This window comes from Solibacillus sp. (assembly GCF_040273735.1).
Lineage (GTDB): Bacteria > Bacillota > Bacilli > Bacillales_A > Planococcaceae > Solibacillus.
In genome coordinates, this window is sequence record NZ_JBELZM010000002.1 from 286,517 (window position 1) to 306,480 (window position 19,964).

Here is a 19,964-nt window from a genome sequence, read left to right on the forward strand (position 1 = left end):
TTATTTTTTGCAAAAAAATTTTTATACCCGAAACGTTGATATAGATGGATTCAACAAAAACAAAAAAAAATCAACCCCTTGTTTGAAAAAAAGATTTATTGTAATCTTTTTTAAGTGAAATTATATAACCCAACATATAGAATGGTATTTAATAAATTAGCACAATATATGGTATAAAATGTGTTTAGTTTACATTCGTGAAGGGAACCTTAAAATTATTAAATCGTTCAAAGGGGGCTTACGCGGTGGCAAGTGTTTTAGAACAATCCATCCAAGTCAATCAATTAAATCAAGATATTGAGCAATTTCCTCAAGTGCACCCGATCACACCGGATATGCATATTACGCATAAAGGTGTATCTCGTCTTGTAATGATTGACCGTTATTCTTTTAAAGATACGGAAAAGAAAACATTAAAAACAGGGGATTTTGTTGTTTTGACAGTTAAACAAGATCCTAAATTCCCGGCGCGTGGACTTGGCATTATTCATTCGATTAATCAGGAAAAGAAAACCGCCCTTATTAAAATTGACGAAGATTACCGTCATGTATTAGAAGGCGAAGAACAAGAGACAGGTATTATCGAACGGTCATTGGATATTATTGAAAAGCCGCTCGAAATTTTTTATGAGCAAATTGCGAAGCGTAATGCGACAGGCTTAGCCTCAGTTGAAAAAACAGAAGAAAAGCGCAAGGAATGGTTCGGGAAGTTTTACGAAGAGCTTGTGTCGATGAACTTTATCCCTGCAGGACGTGTAATTTACGGAGCAGGTTCAGAAACAGAAGTAACATTCTTCAACTGTTATGTAATGCCATTTGTAGCCGATTCCCGTGAAGGCATCAGTGATCACCGCAAGCAAGTAATGGAAATTATGAGCCGTGGTGGTGGTGTTGGTACGAACGGTTCGACACTTCGCCCTCGCAATACATTGGCACGCGGTGTAAACGGTAAATCAAGCGGATCAGTAAGCTGGCTAGATGATATTGCCAAACTGACACATCTTGTTGAGCAAGGTGGATCGAGACGTGGAGCCCAAATGATTATGCTGGCAGATTGGCATCCGGATATTGTGGAGTTTATCATTTCAAAAATGCAAAATCCGCGTATTCTGCGTTATTTGATCGAGAATACAGCAGACGAAACAATTATTCGTCTTGCAAAAGAAAAATTAAAATTCAAGCCTTTAACACAGCAGGAAGATGCGATGTATCAAGGCATTGTGAACTATAAAAATATTGAAGGTTTTGGCGGATTTAACGAAGCGATTATTCGTGACGCTGAAACAAAGCTGCGTGATGGCGGAACGTATTCAGTCCATAATCCGGATTTCCTGACAGGCGCTAATATTTCGGTTACATTAACAAAAGAGTTTATGGATGCTGTAGAAAACGATCAGGACTTCGAATTGCGCTTCCCGGATGTAGAGAACTACACTCCGGCTCAAATGCTGGATTACAATGAAAAATGGCATGAAGTTGGCGATGTTCGCGAGTGGGAGAAACTTGGTTACCCGGTTCGTACGTACCGCACTATCAAAGCAAAAGAACTGTGGAATTTAATCAATGTCTGCGCAACATATGCAGCAGAACCGGGGATTTTCTTCATTGATAACGCCAACGACATGACAAACGCAAAAGCGTACGGTCAGAAAGTTGTTGCGACAAATCCGTGCGGAGAACAACCATTAGCACCATATTCCGTTTGTAACTTAGCTGCTGTTAACCTGGCGAAGTTTGCAAACAAAGAAACGAAAACAGTTGATTTTGAAGCGTTACGCAAAACGGTAAAAGTTGGCGTACGTATGCAGGACAATGTTATCGATGCAACACCGTACTTCCTGGAAGAAAATAAAAAGCAGGCACTAGGTGAACGTCGAGTTGGTCTTGGTGTAATGGGTCTTGCCGATTTGTTAATCTACTGTGAAAAAGAATACGGTTCTGAAGAAGGCAATGCACTAGTAGATGAAATCTTCAAGACAATTGCGGTTGCAGCGTATGAAGAGTCCGTTGAACTGGCAACAGAGCGAGGCAGCTTCCCGTTCCTTGAAGGACAAACAGAAGCTGAAACAGCACGTTTACGTGAAGCATTCATTAACACAGGCTTCATGAAAAAAATGCCACAGCAGATTCGCGAAAATATTGTGGCAAACGGTATTCGTAACTCGCATTTATTGACGGTGGCGCCAACTGGATCCACAGGTACAATGGTCGGAGTTGCAACAGGGCTTGAACCTTACTTCAGCTTCACTTACTATCGTTCAGGTCGTCTAGGGAAGTTTATTGAAGTAAAAGCTGAAATTGTAAAAGAGTATTTAGATGCGAACCCGGGTGTGGATGAGAATAATTTACCGGACTGGTTCAAATCATCAATGGAACTTTCTGCTGAAGCACATGCAGATGTTCAATGTATCATTCAGAACTGGATTGATTCATCAATTTCGAAAACAGTAAACGCACCAAAAGGCTATGGAGTAGAGCAAGTACAAAAAGTGTACGAGCGTCTATACCGTGGCGGTGCTAAAGGTGGTACAGTGTATGTCGATGGATCTCGTGATACACAAGTATTAACTTTAAAAGCTGAAGAAGCAAATTCAGATGAGCAATTAGAGTTTGAAGAATTAAAACAATCGGAAGACCAAGTTAAACGTCAAGTGGTGTTAGTGGATACAATTAAACCATTAACAGATACTGACGTGACAATTGGTTCTGAAGTTGGCAATACATGCCCGGTTTGCCGTCAAGGTACGGTGGAAGAAATGGGCGGCTGCAACACATGTACAAACTGCGGTGCGCAGCTGAAATGCGGTTTATAAAATAAAGAAACGCAACCCATATAATATGGGTTGCGTTTTGCTTTTTGGAAAGATACTCACCACACTCACCCTAAAAACGTAACCGGCCGGTAGCAGGACTTACTAATGGCCATGCACGTACGTCGATTTTTTTAGAGAAGTGCAGGATCGGCTGATCATTTTCCAAAATAATTCCTTGCTTGGACAGCGTTGTATTAAGGGTGATTTCACCTTCTGCTTGTTGTAAAATCCATGGGTGGTGCAAAATATCACAGCGCACCGGGACACCTGAAGCATTTAATGTGTAGAAGCAGTAACGCTCTGCCATCCATTCTTCAAATGATCCTTTTACCGCGATAAACGGTTCGGAAACGGGATTATAGCGGGCCGCGAATACAATGTCTGATTGATCGCGCCTTTTGCTTTCAAACAGTACGGTATCTCCTAAATTTTTAATTTCCATCTTAGCGTAATGATACGGTAAATGGAAAAATGTCCGGGCACCTTTTACAGCCGGCCAATTATCCGCATCTAAACTGAAAAAATAAATGCCCGGTTTTCCATCAATCGTTACATAGGTGCGCACATTAAGTTCAGGAAATTCAGCGGTACCTGGAACTGGCGGCAATCCTCGAAGCCTCACACCGGACATGCGAAACGGGACAATCCCAACCCAGCACACACCGTCATATGCATCTAATTCCATCGCATTTGGAACTAACTTCCGTAAAACCTCATATTTAACGGGATAATGGGCGAATAACAAGTCACTCCACGTTTGTTTCATCCCCCAAGGTAAATTCGGCAGTCGCCAAGGACGATGACTGTCATCCCATCTGTTTTCTTTTATGTTTAGGAGCTCCACCACAGATAGTCACTTCCTTCACATCTATTGTATTTGATAAAATTTCTTGAACCGGATTAAAACCGTTCACGGATTTGTTTTTTCCGCATCCATTGGGTAGCAACCCATTTCTCGCCTCGTATTACTGGCTCACCGCTATGAAGGGTAAGTTCATTTAATTTTTGATTATTGTAGAAATATTCAAAGTAGACCGCTGAACCTCTCTCCGGTACAGTTACGATACCCAAATTAGGAAACGTTGTAACGCCTCCTTCTTCCACATTATTTAAGTAGACTACTAACGTGCTAATGCGATTATTACTGCTTGAAGGGTGATTTGGACCGAAGAAATCAAAGTGTGCCTTGAATTCCTGACCGGGTTCGTAATGTAAAACTTGTAGACCCTCGGCATGTTCGATTGGAAGATGCATCAGGCTGCTAATACGTTTTTCGATTACTGAAATAAGCGGATTTTCATTTTCCTCAAAAAACATACCACTGCTCGTACGAATCGGACTTACTTCTTTTTTTGCTAATTTGGATCTTTCCAAACGCGAAGAAGCACAATCGATTAAATTCTGACATTCCTCATCACTTAAAACATTCGAAAACTTTACAATGAGCGGTTCTTCATTAAGAACTTCTGCTGTTATCGTACGATTGTCAAGTGAATAAACAGATTGAATAGGTAAAATCGAAACTTCTGTTGTCATATGTTATATCCTTCCGCAATTGCTTCAAAGTTAGTACAAAAACATTACTCTCACTTTTTATGTAGGATAAGAATGTATTTCTACTTCGATACATATTATACCATTTAATTGAATTTAATGGTATTTAAGTAATGGGGTAATAATAAAAAAAAATTATGACTGATTCCTAAGTGCTAGTATTTGTAAGTTTTAACTAGCAATTAAGATTGATAAGAAGAAGTTATGGATTTACATAAATAACCTATTATTTTGTTTATGTCTTATTTAAAGTAAAATAATGGAATAAGAGTGAGCTATGGAGGAGGAAAGCAAATGATTATTGGATTACACCATGCACAAATAACAATTCCCCAAGGTACTGAGGAAGCAGGGAAAAATTTTTATTGCAAAGTTTTAGGTTTAAATGAAATTTCAAAACCTTCTGCACTGCAGGGGCGAGGGGGCTTTTGGCTGCAAGTAGGAAATCAGGAAGTGCATGTAGGAACAGAAGATGGCTTTAATCGGCTCACTACTAAAGCGCATCTCGCCTACGAAGTTGAAGATATTTCCTATTGGAGAAAAGTATTGTTGGAAAATGAGATCGAGATTTTGGACTCCGTACCTATTCCTAATTATGAACGGTTTGAGCTTAGAGACCCTTTCGGAAATAGAGTTGAGATGATTCAACAAATCTAATTTATTGCAGTCTATTCTTATTGTCCACATCAGAATTTGATAATAGCCCAATGATTTCTTTATTCTGCGAACGTATGTCTTTGAGGATTCTTTCAATTGCCAATGTGGTAAAGGTAATGACGATTAGTAACGCAAATATTAGAAAGCCCATTTTTGTAACCCCCTATTCTCAAAATAGTTTTTCAAACATTATATCAATGTTAAGTAGAATAGTTAATTATTTCTAATAACCTCCGTCTAATTAATGCTGGTAAATTTATCGGAAATCGCGTATCATTGTATGGTAGTTTTAAACTATCAGGTATATCCTGCAAATATATTGAATGATAGGTGAAAAAAATGAATTATCAAGTATTATTGTATTATCATTACACAACGATTGAAGATCCTGCTGCTTTTTCAGAAGAGCATTTAGCTGCATGTAAGGAAATTGGTTTAAAAGGTCGTATTTTAGTTGCCCGTGAAGGGATTAACGGTACGGTTTCAGGTACGATTGAGCAAACACAAAGCTATATCGATATGATGGAAGCACATCCATTGTTCAAAGGGATTGTTTTCAAAATCGATCCAGCAGAAGGCCATGCGTTCAAAAAAATGCATGTACGTCCACGTCCAGAGCTTGTACACTTAGGCTTGGAAGAAGATGTGAACCCGCATGAATTAACAGGTCGCTATTTATCTCCAGAGCAATTCCTGGAAGAGATGAAAGACGAAAATACAGTCGTACTAGATGTACGAAACACATATGAATATGATGTCGGTCACTTCCGCGGCGCAATTCGTCCAGAAGTAAAGAATTTCCGTGATACACCGCAATGGGTACGTGAAAACCGTGAACTGTTCGAAGGTAAAAATGTATTAACATATTGTACAGGCGGAATCCGCTGTGAAAAATTCTCAGGCTGGATGAAGCGCGAAGGTTTCGGTGATGTTGGTCAATTACATGGCGGCGTTGCAACATACGGTAAAGATCCGGTTGCTAAAGGTCAGCTATGGGATGGTCAAATGTACGTATTCGATGAGCGTCTGACAGTGCCGATTAACCAGGTGGAACACGTGATTGTTGGACGTGACCACTTTGATGGAACACCATGTGAACGCTACATTAATTGTGCTAACCCTGAATGTAATGAGCAAATCATTGCATCAGAGGAAAACGAAGCGAAGCATTTAGGTGGCTGTACAATCGAATGTACAAAACATGAACGCAATCGCTATATCGTCCGTCATAACTTAACGGTAGAGCAAGTACAACAAGCGATTGAATTATTAGAAGCTGAAGCTACAGTAAAATAGATTTTAAAATGCATCTCTCAATAGGGATGCATTTTTCTTTTTTGTAAAAAAACATCCTTTTGTAAATTCAATGTAAATAGATTTTTCTAAATATTCATTGCGAATTGCCGATTTTCTGTATTTCTTACATTGTTCAATAAAGATTTGAACATAATATCGGCATATTTCCTTTTCCTTTATAAATAAATTATTAAATTCCTCATAGAAATCCCTCATATTTGTTAAATAATCTCTTAAATATTTACAATTTACACTCATTAATTTAAATTTTCTGATTTAACTGAATGATCTTACATAATAAAAAGACCATTTCTTCATAATTTACATAAGGTTTACATGTTTAATACATGATATTAATTTTATGAATGTATTGTTAAGGCAGGTAGAAAACATTCATGTTGATGGAGGATTGAAGTATGTTGAAAAAAACATGTTACTTCATTGGGTTAACAATTCTAATGGTAGTATTAGCAGCTTGCAGTAATGAAGATTCTACGGAGTCATCTTCTGGCGGCGGAGACTTAGTAACGATTTCAGGTTCTACATCAGTTGGACCTTTAGCAGAGAAATTAGCAGCAAAATATGAAGAAACAGAAGACGTTAAAATTGAAATAAATCAAATTGGTTCATCAGCAGGAATTACAAATGCGATTAACGATGTCTCACAAATTGGGATGTCATCTCGTGATCTGAAGCAGGAAGAAATCGACTCCGGTATTCAAGAGTTGGTCATTGCTTATGACGGGATTGTAGTTGTTGCACACCCATCAAACCCAGTTAAAGATTTAACGATGGAACAAGTGAAACAAATCTTCACAGGTGAAATCACTAACTGGAAAGAAGTAGGCGGTAAAGATATGGAAATCGTCGTTGTTTCACGTGAGGACGGATCAGGTTCCCGTGATGCATTCCAGGAAATCGTCGACTATGAATCAGGACAATTGATTCGTAATGCAATTGTAGCAAGCGGAAACGGAAATATTAAAACAACGGTTGCAATGAATAAGCATGCGATAGGATTCATCTCATTCGAATATATCGATGAAACTGTTTCAGCAATGGACATTAATGGAGTAAAGGCAGAAGCGGGCAATGTATTGGAAGGTAAATATAAATTATCTCGTCCATTCCTATTTGTTTATAAAGAGAACGTTCCGGAAGCAGCAACAAAGTTTATGGATTTCATTTTAACTGCTGATGGACAAGAGATTGTGGAAGAAGCAGGAGCGATTCCATTAACGAAATAATTAGTGCTGGAGGATAAATTTGTGAATACACAAAACAGAAACGAAGTAGAACAGCAAATAAGCAAAGGCAATAAGCGAAAATACTTTTTAGAAAGCTTATCATCGAAAATATTTTTAGCATGTGCGCTTCTATCGGTAGTGAGCTTACTACTAATCGTAGGATTCGTATTTTATAAAGGTGCAAACCCATTCGTAACAGGCGGTTATAGCTTCTTCGACTTCCTTTTTGGCAGTGATTGGGTACCATCAGAAGATAAATTCGGTATTTTCCCGATGATTGTTGCATCAATTTACGCAACGATCGGAGCACTTGTAATCGGGGTGCCAATCGGGTTATTAACAGCGATTTTCTTGGCGGAGATTGCGCCGAAATCAGTAGCTAAAATCGTATCACCGGCAATTCAGCTGTTGGCTGGTATTCCGTCAGTATTATACGGGGTATTCGGTTTAGCGATTATCGTTCCGTTTTTACAGGATAATCTTGGATTAGCACGTGGACAAAGTTTAATCGCAGTCATTTTAGTACTGGCGATTATGATGTTACCGACAATTGTAACAGTTGCCGAAACTGCGATTCGTGCAGTGCCGAAAACATATCGTGAAGGTTCACTTGCTTTAGGTGTTTCACAAATAGGAACAATCTTTAAAGTTGTTGTACCGGCTGCGAAATCAGGTATTATGGCAGCTATCGTTCTTGGATTAGGCCGTGCATTAGGCGAAACGATGGCCGTAATTTTAGTTGCAGGTAACTCACTGATTATCCCGACAAGCCTGACAGACAGTGTACGTCCATTGACGACAAACATTGCGCTTGAAATGGGCTATGCAGCAGGAACACATCAGGAAATGCTGTTTGCAACAGGGATTGTATTATTCTCATTCATCTTAATATTAAACTTTGTATTAGCACGTATTACAGCGAAGGGGGCTCAGTAACATGCGACAATTTAAAGACAATATGTTTCGCGGCTTACTTTGGGGTTCCGCATTTGTATCAGTAGCCGTATTAGTTGTAATCGTTGGCTATATTTTCTATAAAGGTTTTTCATATATCAGTTTGGATTTCATATTCGGTGATTATTCGCCAACAGGTGGCGGCGGGATTTTCCCGATGATTGTCACAACAATTTTAACGATAGTCATTTCACTTTTAATCGCAACGCCAATCGGAATCTTGGCTGCCGTTTATTTACATGAGTATGCAAAACAAGGACGTCTTGTACGCATCATTCGCTATGCGACAGAAAGTTTAACAGGGATTCCATCGATTATATATGGTTTATTCGGTGCCGTATTCTTCGTAGTGATTTTGAAGTTGGGGATGTCGATTATCGCAGCATCATTAACATTAACGATTATCGTATTACCGGTCATTATACGTACGACAGAAGAAGCATTGAAAACAGTGCCGGCAACATATCGTGAAGGTTCTCTGGCACTAGGAACAACAAAACTGCAAACATTAATTAAAGTTATTTTGCCAAGTGCAATGCCGGGAATTTTATCAGGGATCATTTTATCAATCGGCCGTATTGTCGGTGAATCGGCAGCGATTTTCCTGACTGCAGGGACAGTGGCGGCAATGCCATCAAGTATTTTCTCGTCTGCACGTACATTAACGGTCCACTCGTATTTAGTGACACAGGAAGCCGGCGATATAGGCCTTGCAGCAGCAATCGGAATTGTTTTAATCGTCATTATTTTAGTATTGAATTTAACGGCAACATATATCTCGAAAAAGTTAAACAAAGCGGACTATTAAAAGGAGCGGAACCTATATGACTATGACTATTTCTAAAGCATCAATTTTTAAAACAACGACGACTTCTACGGGCGCTTTACCAACAAAAATTAAAGTGAATGATTTAAACCTTTATTATGGTGAAAAGCAAGCGTTATTCAATGTAAATCTGGACATTAAAGAAAAGGAAGTTACGGCATTGATCGGTCCTTCAGGCTGCGGTAAATCAACATTTTTACGAACATTAAACCGGATGAATGATCTGATCGACGGTGTACGCGTCATCGGGAACATTCATATCGACGGCGAAAATGTATATGAATCAAGCGATGTCATCAGACTTCGTACAAGAGTAGGGATGGTATTCCAAAAGTCGAATCTGTTCCCGATGAGCATCTATGACAATGTTGCCTATGGTCCACGTATGCAAGGAATTAAAAACAAAAAAATTCTGAATGAAATTGTAGAAGAGTCTTTACGCGGTGCAGCAATCTGGGATGAAGTAAAGGATCGTCTAAAGTCATCAGCATTAGGCCTTTCTGGCGGTCAGCAACAACGTATTTGTATCGCACGTGCAATCGCAATGAAGCCAGATGTTATTTTAATGGACGAGCCGACTTCGGCACTTGACCCGATTTCTACATTGAAAGTAGAAGAACTAATTACACAAATGAAAAAAGACTATACAATCGTTATTGTAACGCACAACATGCAACAAGCAGCGCGTATTAGCGATAAGACGGCATTCTTCTTAAATGGGGAAGTCATCGAATATGATGATACGAATGTTATTTTCTCAACGCCAAAAGATGAGCGTACAGAAGATTATGTAACAGGACGATTCGGATAAAAGGGGGATTTTGGAATGATTCGCGAAAATTTCGAAAAGAACATGCTTGAACTGCAGGATAAAATGGGTGAAATGGTCGACTTGACGGTTGTAGCGATGGAAAAGGCATTTAAAGCACTTCAGGAGCAGGATATGGTGTTGGCACTGGATGTCATTGAAGAGGACAATTACATTGATGATCTGGAAAATGAAATCAATCAAATGGCAATATGGCTGATGGCGAAAGAGCAGCCGGTAGCCCGCGACATGCGCCGAATTATCAGTGTCATCAAAATGTCGTCGGATATCGAGCGAATTGCAGACTTTGCGGTAAATACAGCAAAAGCAACGATTCGCATTAGCAAAGCTGAAACGATTTTAGATAGAACATCATTAGTCGAAATGAAAAATGTCGCGATGGATATGCTGAAAAAATCAATGAAGGCATTTATCGATGCGGATATTGCATTGGCAAAAGAAGTAGGAGAGCTTGATGATATCGTAGATCGTAATAATCATGAAAACTATGCACTTTTAACTGAGTATTTAAAAGAAAGTCCTCAAGAAATCGAGCAAACATTGCAATTGTTATTCATTAACCGCTTTGTTGAACGAGCAGCGGACCATATTACAAATATGGCGGAATCAACAGCCTACTTTATTAAAGGGCAGCTATTTGATTTAAATTAGCTTTCTTCAGCAGATTTTATGCTTAGGCAAAGCAGTACGCACAGGGACCATCTATATAGATAGAGGTTAATAGAATTTTGGTCAATTTTCATCGGGTGTTCAAATGCCTGCTGAAAGAAGTTAATGCCTCCGGCGAATGTCACAGATTCGGTAAGGGTTTCTTTACGAGAGCGCAATCCGAATCTTGGCACAATTACGCCGAGGCGTAATTGATTAGAGAAGCGGGGAATCATTAATGACGAAAAAAATATTAGTCGTTGAAGATGACGAAAATTTAGTGAATTTACTGCATATTTATTTAGTTAAGGACAGCTATGAAGTCCATAGTGTACGAACTGGAAAAGAGGCATTGGCTGCAATCCATACATTTGAACCCGATGCGATGCTGCTTGATTGGATGCTTCCGGATATGGAAGGAATCGAGATTTGCCGTCAAGTCCGCTTCAAGCATGATTTTCCGATTGTCATGATCAGTGCTCGTACGGATGAATTGGATATTGTACTGGCCCTTGAAATGGGGGCGACAGAATATATCCGAAAACCGTTTGGATTCAGAGAAATGCTGACACGCTTAAGAATCCATTTAAAACGCTATGAAAAAGAGTTACAGCAGCAAGAGCGTGTCTCACAAATGTTGATCGGTCCGTTTCGTGTAGATCTGGTCATGTTCAAAGTGTATAAGGACGAAGTGGAAATTCCTTTGACAAAGCGCGAGTTTAAATTGCTGCTTCATTTGCTGGAGCAGCCGGGCAATATTAAATCTCGTGAAGAAATTATTGATATACTAGATTTTACAAAAGGGGATCGCCGTACAGTCGATGTACATATACGCAGGCTTCGTGAAAAAATTGAAGAAGAGCCGAGCTCACCGAAATGGATTAAAACAAAAAGTGGATTAGGTTATTATTTCAACCTTTCATCACAGGAAGTGACGTACAGTTCATAAGTTAAAAAACATTTTGGAGCGAGTGAAAGTTTCAAGATGTTTTTTTATGCTGTAATTTACATCATTTCTTTTACAAATGCAACGGCAACGGATTATACTTAGAAAAGTAGATTGATGAGGAGGTCTGAATATGTCTGAACAAAATGAAAAAAAGAAATTAAGCCTGCAGGAATTAGTGAAGCAACAGCTGGAAGCGAAGAAAAATAATGCAGCTGGCAACAAAGGTAATTTAAAAGGTGATACATCAACGAAAAAGATGAAAAGCCAACAAACAAAGAAAACGAGCAATACCCGTCGTAAAATGGGCGTGTAATGATGAGAACCCGGGCAAACGAAAATTTGCCCGGGTTTTTATTTTGTCAAAGTGATTCCAGATGATTGGTCGATCGTCTTTATGGAGGAAGGGGGGCTGTAAGGTTGAGACGGGAAGTTTTTGAAGCACATTACGACGCTGTTTATAAATACATACGCTATTTAACGAATGATACAGACTTAACACATGATTTACTGCAAGAAACCTTTTACCGCTTTTATCAGAAAAATTATACCGAATATGAACGGACTTATTTAATGAAAATTGCCAGAAATCTCGTATACGACCATTATCGCAGGAAAAAGATTATTGGCTTTTTTCAGTTGAAAACGGAGCCCATTGCAGTTGGAGATCTGCCGGAAACAGTAGTCGAGCGCAATGCGGATAATGAAAAACTGTATACAGCACTTCAGCAAATTAAATGGAATTATCGCGAAGTAATCGTGCTGCGTTACATAGAAGAGTATTCGGTAAAAGAGACGGCGATGATCTTAAGCTGCAGTGAAGTGAAAGTGAAGAATAATACGGCGCGCGGTTTAAAAGCATTACGGGAACTGTTAGGAGGGGAAGAGGATGTTTGATGATGAAAAGTTAAGTCAGCTCAAGAAGATTCAAGTAGATCCAGAAAAAAAGGAAGAGGACTTCAATAAAATTCAGCAACGCCTCAATTCTAAACCTTTTCATTGGCAAATCCCTGCAGTAATTATAGCGATTGCGTGCATCACGCTGTTTTTAGTCGGAACATTTCCACCAAAGCAGCAAATCACTTCTGACAATATGGATAGTAACTCACTGCAAGCGGTTTATTATATGCAATGGGAAGGGGATCCCGAGTCGACACTGCAAGCAGGTGTGAAAAAAGTGAAAGATGAAGAAACATTAATGGAGATGGAAAGCTTATTGAAACAGTTGGTGCAAACTGATATTCAAGTACAAGACCCTCATATTTACCAAAGCTACCGATTGCAGTTTGAAGATAACAGAACGATGCGCCTCCAAGAATACCATGGAAGCGAAGTAATGTATTACCGGGATATAGGTACAGGGCAAATATATCTGTCAAACGAAAATTCGTTGCAGGAAATTATCAATTTACATGAACCAGCAGACCGAAATTTATCGTTAATCATTGGCATAGTACTCATCACACTGTTACTGTTTGCGACGAATGAGTTGAGAAAAAAGATGCGCGACCCAGACGATCCGAAACGTTACATACCGATGCATTCAACCTATTGGCAAAGTACAGTAGAAATCCTGTCTGTTTTAATCTTGCTTTTGTTCATTTTTGCATCACATCTCCATCTGTTTCAGCTTATAGCATTTTTAGTTTTGTCGGCACTTATTAACATTCTCTTGGAAGTAAAGCACGGCAAAAATAAATGGCGCATCGTGCAGTTTTTATTGTGGAAATTATATGCTGGAGCATATATGTATTTAATTTTATGGCTTTAATATAAGATATCAGTTTACCTTTTAGAAAACGGTTAGCTTAATTTCACTATCTTTCTGAATACTTTGACAATCGAATCTTTCCCCCTTACGATATTAATAAGATACTAGAAGGGGTGGAAGCATGACGACGATAGAAAAAGCAAGACAACTCGACGAATTGGATGGACTGCGGAAATATTCAGATGAGTTTTATAAAAAAGAAGGACAGATTTACTTGGACGGCAATTCGCTCGGGTTGCTGTCTAAGCGGGCGGAGCAGTCGGTGCATACGCTGCTTAACTCATGGAAAGATAATGGAATCGACGGTTGGACAAACGGGGAGCATCCGTGGTTTTATTTCTCCGAAAAGCTGTCAGCGATGTGCGCTCCTTTAATAGGTGCCAAAAGTGAAGAAGTAATTCTAACTGGCTCGACAACAACAAACTTGCACCAGTTGTTGGCCACGTTTTTCAAGCCGACTGCGGCACGGTATAAAATTTTGGCAGACGAACTGAACTTTCCGTCGGACTTATATGCGATTGCCAGTCAAATTGCTTTGCACAATTTGCCGGAAAGCAGTATGCAGCTGGTAAAAAGTGAAGACGGGCAAACAATCACTACTGAAGCCATCATCGAAGAGATGACCGACGATGTGGCGGTTGCGGTTCTGCCGGCCGTCTTATACCGCAGTGGCCAAGTGTTGGATCTGCGGGCAATTACGGAAGCAGCACATGAACGTGGCATATTGGTCGGATTTGATCTATGCCATTCAATCGGTTCCGTTCCGCATCATCTTCATGAAATCGGTGCAGATTTTGCTTTTTGGTGCAATTATAAGCATTTGAACGGTGGTCCGGGCTCAGTTGCAGGTTTGTATATTCATGAAAAACATTTTGGTACAGCACCGGGACTGGCTGGGTGGTTTGGCTCGGCTAAGGAAAAACAGTTTGATTTAGATGTAACAATAAAAGCTGCACCGCATGCAGGGGCTTACCAGATCGGTACTCCGCATATATTAAGCCTGGCACCGATTGAAGGCGCACTGTCCCTGTTTGAAGAGGCGGGCATCGAAGCGGTTCGTGAAAAATCCCTCGCGTTGACACAATTTATGATGGATTGTATTGAGCAGGAGTTGCCAAATACGTTTACATTCGGCAATCCTATTGATAACACACGTGGCGGCCATCTGTTTTTAGTGCATGACGAGGCGGCAAGAATTTGTAAATCATTAAAAGAATATGGCGTTGTACCTGATTTCCGTGCACCGAATGGTATCCGCCTGGCGCCGGTTGCGCTTTACAATTCCTTTGAGGAAGTATGGCAGTCAGTGCAGATTTTAAAAGTCATTGTCACAAACAAAACTTATGAGAAATACGAAAATAAACGAGACATCATTGCATAAGGAGTGATTCAGTGGAGAAACGATCTATTTCGGATTTGCAGCACAAGCTGAAGGATGAGAAGGGGATTCATACGGATTTTCGTGAAGATATGACGTACAGTGATTATTTGAGCCTGGATTCCCTTCTAAACAGTCAAAACCGTCTTTCCGACCATCATGATGAGATGCTGTTTATTATTATTCACCAAGTGAGCGAACTTTGGATGAAGCTCATCATTCATGAGATGCACGGTGCGATACAAGCGATTGAAAAAGGAGAAATGCAGCCTGCATTTAAAATGCTCGCACGTGTATCGAAAATTCAAATGCAGATTATTCAGGCGTGGGACGTGCTGGCAACGATGACTCCGGCGGAATATTTGCAGTTTCGGGATGAACTGGGTAAAGCATCAGGTTTCCAAAGCTATCAATATCGATTAATCGAGTTTGCACTTGGCTATAAAACACCGTATATACTTAAAATCTATGAGAAAGAACCGGATATTCTTGCAGTTCTTAAAGAGGCGTATGATGCGCCCAGCATTTATGATGTGGCGATACAAGCATTGGCTAAAGCAGGATTGCCAATAACTGAAGCTTTGCTAAACCGTGATTTTTCGGTAGTATATAGTGGTGACGATTCAGTTGCCGCCGCATGGAAAACCGTCTATGAAAATATCGATACGTACTGGGATTTATACCAGCTTGGTGAAAAGCTCGTCGATATTGAAGATTCCTTGCAGCAGTGGCGTTTCCGTCATATGAAAACGGTCGAGCGCATTATTGGCTTTAAAGTGGGCACAGGCGGCTCATCAGGGGTCAATTATTTGCGAAAAGTGCTTGATCACCGCTTTTTCCCTGAACTTTGGGATTTGCGGACAGTACTATAGCTTAGGTTAGACAGATGAGTGGAGTGAGACAGATGGAGAAGAGTAAAGGACAGTGGTCAAGTAAGTTAGGATTTGTATTAGCGTCAGCTGGTGCAGCGATTGGGCTCGGGGCAATTTGGAAAATGCCTTATGTAGCCGGTCAAAGTGGAGGTGGCGCATTCTTCCTGATTTTTGTGCTGCTGACATTAATTATCGGGCTGCCAATGCTTTTATCGGAATATATTATCGGGCGTGCCACACAAAAAGAGGCGGTTACTGCCTATAAAGTATTGGCGCCGAATACGAAGGCTTGGGCTTGGATTGGTAAGCTCGGCATTATTGGCTGTTTCTTATTATTATCGTTTTACAGTGTAGTTGGCGGTTGGATTTTTGTTTACAGCGGGGTTTCGGTTGTTGGTGAAGTTATCGCGCCGACTGTGGAACCAGGGGCATTTTTCGGACAAGTAACAGGTACACCTTGGATTGCTTTACTCGGTCTGGGATTATTTACATTGGCGAATGTTGTGATCATTGCGCTTGGTGTTCAAAACGGGATTGAAAAGGCAAATAAATTCATGATGCCGTTACTGTTTATTATGTTTTTTATTTTAGTTGTAAGAGCCGTAACATTGGACGGAGCAATGGAAGGGATTAAGTTTTTCCTGTATCCGGACTTTTCGAACATTACCGGTGAATCAATATTGTATGCGTTAGGGCAATCATTTTTTGCGCTGGCTGTTGGATTCTCATGTTTAGTTACATATAGTTCTTATTTAAAGAAAGATGTGAGCTTACCGAATTCAGCAGGTTCTGTTGTAGGATTAAGTATTTTCGTATCCTTTTTGGCGGGACTGGCGATTTTCCCGGTTGTATTTGCCTTTGATATGGAAGTGGCGAGCGGACCGCCATTATTGTTCATGGTATTGCCTGCAGCGTTTTCGCAAATGCCTTTTGGTGAACTGTTTTTAGCACTGTTTTTAATTCTGTTTTTATTTGCAACATTAACGTCATCGTTTAGTATGTATGAAATTATCGTTGCTGCTATTATAGAAAAATGGAACATCAGCCGCGCAAAAATTACAATCATCATTGGTATCTTTGTATTCATCGCTTCGATTCCTTCGACATTAACGTACAGTACATTAGGTGATGTTTCGATTTTTGGACGCAATATTTTTGATTTCACAGACTTTTTAGTGTCGAATATCATTTTACCGATCGGCAACCTGCTTATCGCGATCTTCATTATTCATATAATGGATAAAAACATCGTGAAAAGCGAGCTGTTGCATGGAAGTAAAATGGGTGAAGGCTTTTACAAAACATATCGCTTTTTAATGACCTTCGTGGTACCGACAGTCATTGTCGTAGTCTTAGCATATTTAGTCATTCAATATTAGGGGTGAAACCATGTGGATTGATATTACACAAACGATGCAAAACGGAATGCCGAACTGGCCGGGGGATACACCGTTTTCTTTTGAAGTAGGATATACGAAACAACAGACGGGCTCGGTCAATATCGGGCGGATGACGACTTCGCTGCACACGGGTACACATGCAGATGCACCGTTTCACTTTAACAGTGAAGCTGAGACAATCGAGCAATTGGATGTAAATGTATATATCGGTGACTGCGTGATCGTGGATTGTATTGGGCATGAAGTAATTACAGCTCAATCGCTGGCATCGATGGATTTCCAAAGTGTAAAGCGTGTACTGCTTAAAACAGTTGATCAGCTTAGTGAAGCATTTCCGGAAACTATTCCAGTCATTCATCCGGATGTCGCGCCGTTTTTAAAGGGGCGCGGTGTAATATTGCTTGGTATTGACAATCCTTCCGTTGACCCGTTGGACAGTAAGGAAGTATTGGCACATCACAAGCTGTACGAACATGGCATTCATATACTTGAAGGGCTCGATTTAAGGCATATTAAGCAAGGTCTTTATGAACTGATCGCACTGCCGCTAAAAATAGCAGGTGCTGACGGTGCACCTGTCCGTGCGGTCGTTCGTAAAAAAGTTGATAAAGCAGAATAATGATGAGAAGCTTACGATTAAACATTCGTAAGCTTCTTTTTTTGAAAATTTTCCCTTCTCAATATAAAAGTCCATTGTATTGTATAAAAAAGGGTTGTAATATATACCTATAATCTATTACGGAAATAATCTAATGTTCCTAGGGGGAAGACAGCTTGAAGAAACGCAACGGAAAAGTTGATTGGATTCATCAACTAAATCTAATTATTACGATAGTATTGGCAATTTTAATAGTTTCACCGCTTGTTATTGCAAATGGTTTTAGTAATTCCATCCCTTATGTGATTGCAGGAGGTGGTGTCATCTTATTGTCGACGGCCACTTATTTCCTGAATATATCCAACTTCGCCAAAGGTTTAATTTTTGTACTGATTCCGGCGTTTGTCGTATTTTTATTATTTTACCTGGACGGATATTCTATTAATAAACATTACATGCTGCTAGTAACATTTATTATGTGTGCAATGTATTTTAATGAACGGATGATCAAAATATTTTTACTGATTGCCAGTATTTTTTATATTTTATTATACATAGCAGTGCCGGAAAATTTATTAGGGGTAAATGCAAATCTCTCGGTATTTATTACGATTTTTGCAAGTATGACAGGCTGTAACTTTTTGCTCTACCGATTGACACAATGGGGCAACAAACTAATAAAGGATGCCCAGGAAAAAGAGCGGGAAGCAAAAGAACTGCTGGAAAATCTATCATCAATTTTAAATAAAATTGAGGAAGGTTCAAACCAGCTTGCGTCTAGCATTACACATGTAAATGATAATGTGGGAACATTGAATATTGCGAGCGAGACGATATTACAGTCGTCGAATCAAATGGCAGCAGCTATTCATAATGAAGCTGAGATGATCCAGCAGATTAATGAACAAATGATTTTATCACATGATAATATGGTGAAAACAAAAGAGTCCTCTGAATCGACTGTACAGGATTCGGATGAAGTGCAGGAAGCGATTGAACAAAGCTGGAAGCAGGTACATGATGTGACGGCTGATATGGCAACATTAAGTGACTCTATCGATTTAACGACAACGACGATTGACAATATGCAAGAGAGCCTTGCAAATGTAAATAACCTGTTAAATGGTATAAAAGCCATTGCTGATCAAACGAATTTACTGTCTTTAAATGCCTCAATTGAAGCAGCAAGAGCAGGGGAGCATGGAAAAGGTTTTGCCGTCGTTGCAGAAGAAGTTAAAAAACTGGCGGAAGAAAGTGCGAATATCGCGACGAGTATTACCGTTGTTACACAGCAGCTGCTTGAACGAGCAACAACTGCCCAATTAAAAGCATATGAAGGAAAAGAAGCAGTCCATTCAAGTGTTGGCACATTGAACAAAATTACCGGTTCATTTGATGGAATTAAGAAATCATTCGATGAAATTCAAGGGAAGCTTCACCAAAACATGTCGACAATTACGCATACGAACGAACTTGTTGAAGAAGTAATGAATCAAATTGAAAATCTGTCCGCTATTTCTGAAGAAAATGCCGCCATGACTGAAGAAATCGCGAGTTCAATACATGAAGAGCATGTCATGATGAAATCGATTGCTGATGCGAGTAATGAACTTCAGCAATTACAAAGCGAATTGGCTGAAATAACAAAACGTCAATAAGCGGAAACCGCAAATAAAAAAGGGAAGGTCCAAAATTAACGGACGCTTCCCTTTTGGTTATTCTACTTCTATCGCAATACTGTCTGTTACATTACCGTTGCTGAAGCGTGCCATACTGGAAATGATATACGTACCTTTTTCCGTAGGGGCAGTAAAGCGTGTTGATGTGGCAATTTCTATATAATCGTAATCTTCAATCCATTGTTGAATAGATACACTCGTTACATTCTGACTATATTGAAACTCCAGTTCTTCCCCTGGCTGTACTTTTACGAAAGGGATATTTTGCGTAGTTATAATTTCATGCGGGGCAGCAGTATCAACACACTCTGCTTCACCTGCTGAATGCCAGCAATAGCTTCCGCGAACCGTTTCAATCGTCGTTTCATTCGTTACAGCTGTAACATCTGGAATTTCCGTTACTTCATTTTGTGCCATAAAATAGCGACCAATTATAACAAGGATAATGATGGCAATAATGAGAAATAAACGATTTACATTTTTCATCTGGGTGTTT

General features: G+C 39.7%; 20 protein-coding genes. 17 read left to right on the top strand and 3 right to left on the bottom strand.

Annotated elements, in window-relative coordinates:
* Positions 1 to 245: 245 nt before the first annotated feature.
* A complete protein-coding gene (locus ABS917_RS03575; RefSeq protein WP_350477705.1) occupies positions 246 to 2,813 on the top strand; it encodes a vitamin B12-dependent ribonucleotide reductase in 2,568 nt (855 codons plus the stop codon).
* Between the two features lie 70 nt (positions 2,814 to 2,883).
* On the opposite strand, the gene ABS917_RS03580 is transcribed toward ABS917_RS03575, so the two are convergent.
* Both ABS917_RS03580 and ABS917_RS03585 read right to left on the bottom strand, forming a co-directional pair.
* Entirely contained in the window at positions 2,884 to 3,660 is a 777-nt protein-coding gene (locus tag ABS917_RS03580) for a YqjF family protein (RefSeq protein ID WP_350477706.1), read from the bottom strand.
* Between the two features lie 53 nt (positions 3,661 to 3,713).
* On the bottom strand, positions 3,714 to 4,349 hold the full coding sequence (locus ABS917_RS03585; RefSeq protein ID WP_350477707.1) for a 2OG-Fe(II) oxygenase: 636 nt from the start codon (positions 4,347 to 4,349) through the stop codon (positions 3,714 to 3,716).
* 312 nt (positions 4,350 to 4,661) lie between these two features.
* Here ABS917_RS03585 and ABS917_RS03590 point away from each other — a divergent pair, with 312 nt between their 5' ends.
* The 16 genes from ABS917_RS03590 to ABS917_RS03665 all read left to right on the top strand — a co-directional run bounded on the left by ABS917_RS03590 (position 4,662) and on the right by ABS917_RS03665 (position 19,447).
* Positions 4,662 to 5,024 (top strand): VOC family protein, encoded by a 363-nt coding sequence (locus tag ABS917_RS03590; protein WP_350477708.1) that lies wholly within the window; start codon positions 4,662 to 4,664, stop codon positions 5,022 to 5,024.
* Between the two features lie 339 nt (positions 5,025 to 5,363).
* Positions 5,364 to 6,320, top strand: a complete 957-nt coding sequence (trhO, locus tag ABS917_RS03595) for an oxygen-dependent tRNA uridine(34) hydroxylase TrhO (RefSeq protein ID WP_350477709.1) — start codon at positions 5,364 to 5,366, stop codon at positions 6,318 to 6,320.
* A gap of 416 nt (positions 6,321 to 6,736) precedes the next feature.
* Entirely contained in the window at positions 6,737 to 7,567 is an 831-nt protein-coding gene (locus tag ABS917_RS03600; RefSeq protein WP_350477710.1) for a phosphate ABC transporter substrate-binding protein, read from the top strand.
* A 21-nt stretch (positions 7,568 to 7,588) separates the two neighbouring features.
* On the top strand, positions 7,589 to 8,503 hold the full coding sequence (pstC, locus tag ABS917_RS03605) for a phosphate ABC transporter permease subunit PstC (protein WP_340718715.1): 915 nt from the start codon (positions 7,589 to 7,591) through the stop codon (positions 8,501 to 8,503).
* Position 8,504: 1 nt separating this feature from the next.
* Positions 8,505 to 9,329 carry a phosphate ABC transporter permease PstA gene (pstA, locus tag ABS917_RS03610; protein ID WP_350477711.1) on the top strand — a complete coding sequence of 275 codons (825 nt, stop codon included), beginning with the start codon at positions 8,505 to 8,507 and terminating at the stop codon, positions 9,327 to 9,329.
* 22 nt (positions 9,330 to 9,351) lie between these two features.
* Positions 9,352 to 10,158, top strand: coding sequence for a phosphate ABC transporter ATP-binding protein PstB (gene pstB / locus ABS917_RS03615; protein WP_483316046.1), 807 nt, complete (start codon positions 9,352 to 9,354; stop codon positions 10,156 to 10,158).
* 15 nt (positions 10,159 to 10,173) lie between these two features.
* On the top strand, positions 10,174 to 10,827 hold the full coding sequence (gene phoU, locus ABS917_RS03620; protein ID WP_350477713.1) for a phosphate signaling complex protein PhoU: 654 nt from the start codon (positions 10,174 to 10,176) through the stop codon (positions 10,825 to 10,827).
* Between the two features lie 235 nt (positions 10,828 to 11,062).
* Positions 11,063 to 11,773, top strand: coding sequence for a response regulator transcription factor (locus ABS917_RS03625; RefSeq protein ID WP_350477714.1), 711 nt, complete (start codon positions 11,063 to 11,065; stop codon positions 11,771 to 11,773).
* Between the two features lie 130 nt (positions 11,774 to 11,903).
* Positions 11,904 to 12,086, top strand: coding sequence for a hypothetical protein (locus tag ABS917_RS03630; protein WP_008404313.1), 183 nt, complete (start codon positions 11,904 to 11,906; stop codon positions 12,084 to 12,086).
* Positions 12,087 to 12,190: 104 nt separating this feature from the next.
* Complete coding sequence (locus ABS917_RS03635; protein ID WP_350477715.1) at positions 12,191 to 12,667, top strand: RNA polymerase sigma factor; 477 nt, start codon at positions 12,191 to 12,193, stop codon at positions 12,665 to 12,667.
* Entirely contained in the window at positions 12,660 to 13,541 is an 882-nt protein-coding gene (locus tag ABS917_RS03640; protein WP_350477716.1) for a signal recognition particle, read from the top strand. The genes ABS917_RS03635 and ABS917_RS03640 overlap by 8 nt, the downstream gene beginning before the upstream one ends.
* 121 nt (positions 13,542 to 13,662) lie before the next feature.
* Complete coding sequence (kynU, locus tag ABS917_RS03645; RefSeq protein WP_350477717.1) at positions 13,663 to 14,922, top strand: kynureninase; 1,260 nt, start codon at positions 13,663 to 13,665, stop codon at positions 14,920 to 14,922.
* A gap of 11 nt (positions 14,923 to 14,933) precedes the next feature.
* Positions 14,934 to 15,791, top strand: a complete 858-nt coding sequence (gene kynA, locus ABS917_RS03650; protein WP_350477718.1) for a tryptophan 2,3-dioxygenase — start codon at positions 14,934 to 14,936, stop codon at positions 15,789 to 15,791.
* A 32-nt stretch (positions 15,792 to 15,823) separates the two neighbouring features.
* Positions 15,824 to 17,170 (top strand): sodium-dependent transporter, encoded by a 1,347-nt coding sequence (locus ABS917_RS03655; RefSeq protein ID WP_350477719.1) that lies wholly within the window; start codon positions 15,824 to 15,826, stop codon positions 17,168 to 17,170.
* A 10-nt stretch (positions 17,171 to 17,180) separates the two neighbouring features.
* Entirely contained in the window at positions 17,181 to 17,810 is a 630-nt protein-coding gene (kynB, locus tag ABS917_RS03660) for an arylformamidase (protein ID WP_350477720.1), read from the top strand.
* 155 nt (positions 17,811 to 17,965) lie between these two features.
* Positions 17,966 to 19,447 carry a methyl-accepting chemotaxis protein gene (locus tag ABS917_RS03665; protein ID WP_350477721.1) on the top strand — a complete coding sequence of 494 codons (1,482 nt, stop codon included), beginning with the start codon at positions 17,966 to 17,968 and terminating at the stop codon, positions 19,445 to 19,447.
* A 57-nt stretch (positions 19,448 to 19,504) separates the two neighbouring features.
* On the opposite strand, the gene ABS917_RS03670 is transcribed toward ABS917_RS03665, so the two are convergent.
* Positions 19,505 to 19,954 (bottom strand): cAMP-binding protein, encoded by a 450-nt coding sequence (locus tag ABS917_RS03670; RefSeq protein ID WP_350477722.1) that lies wholly within the window; start codon positions 19,952 to 19,954, stop codon positions 19,505 to 19,507.
* Positions 19,955 to 19,964 lie beyond the last annotated feature (10 nt).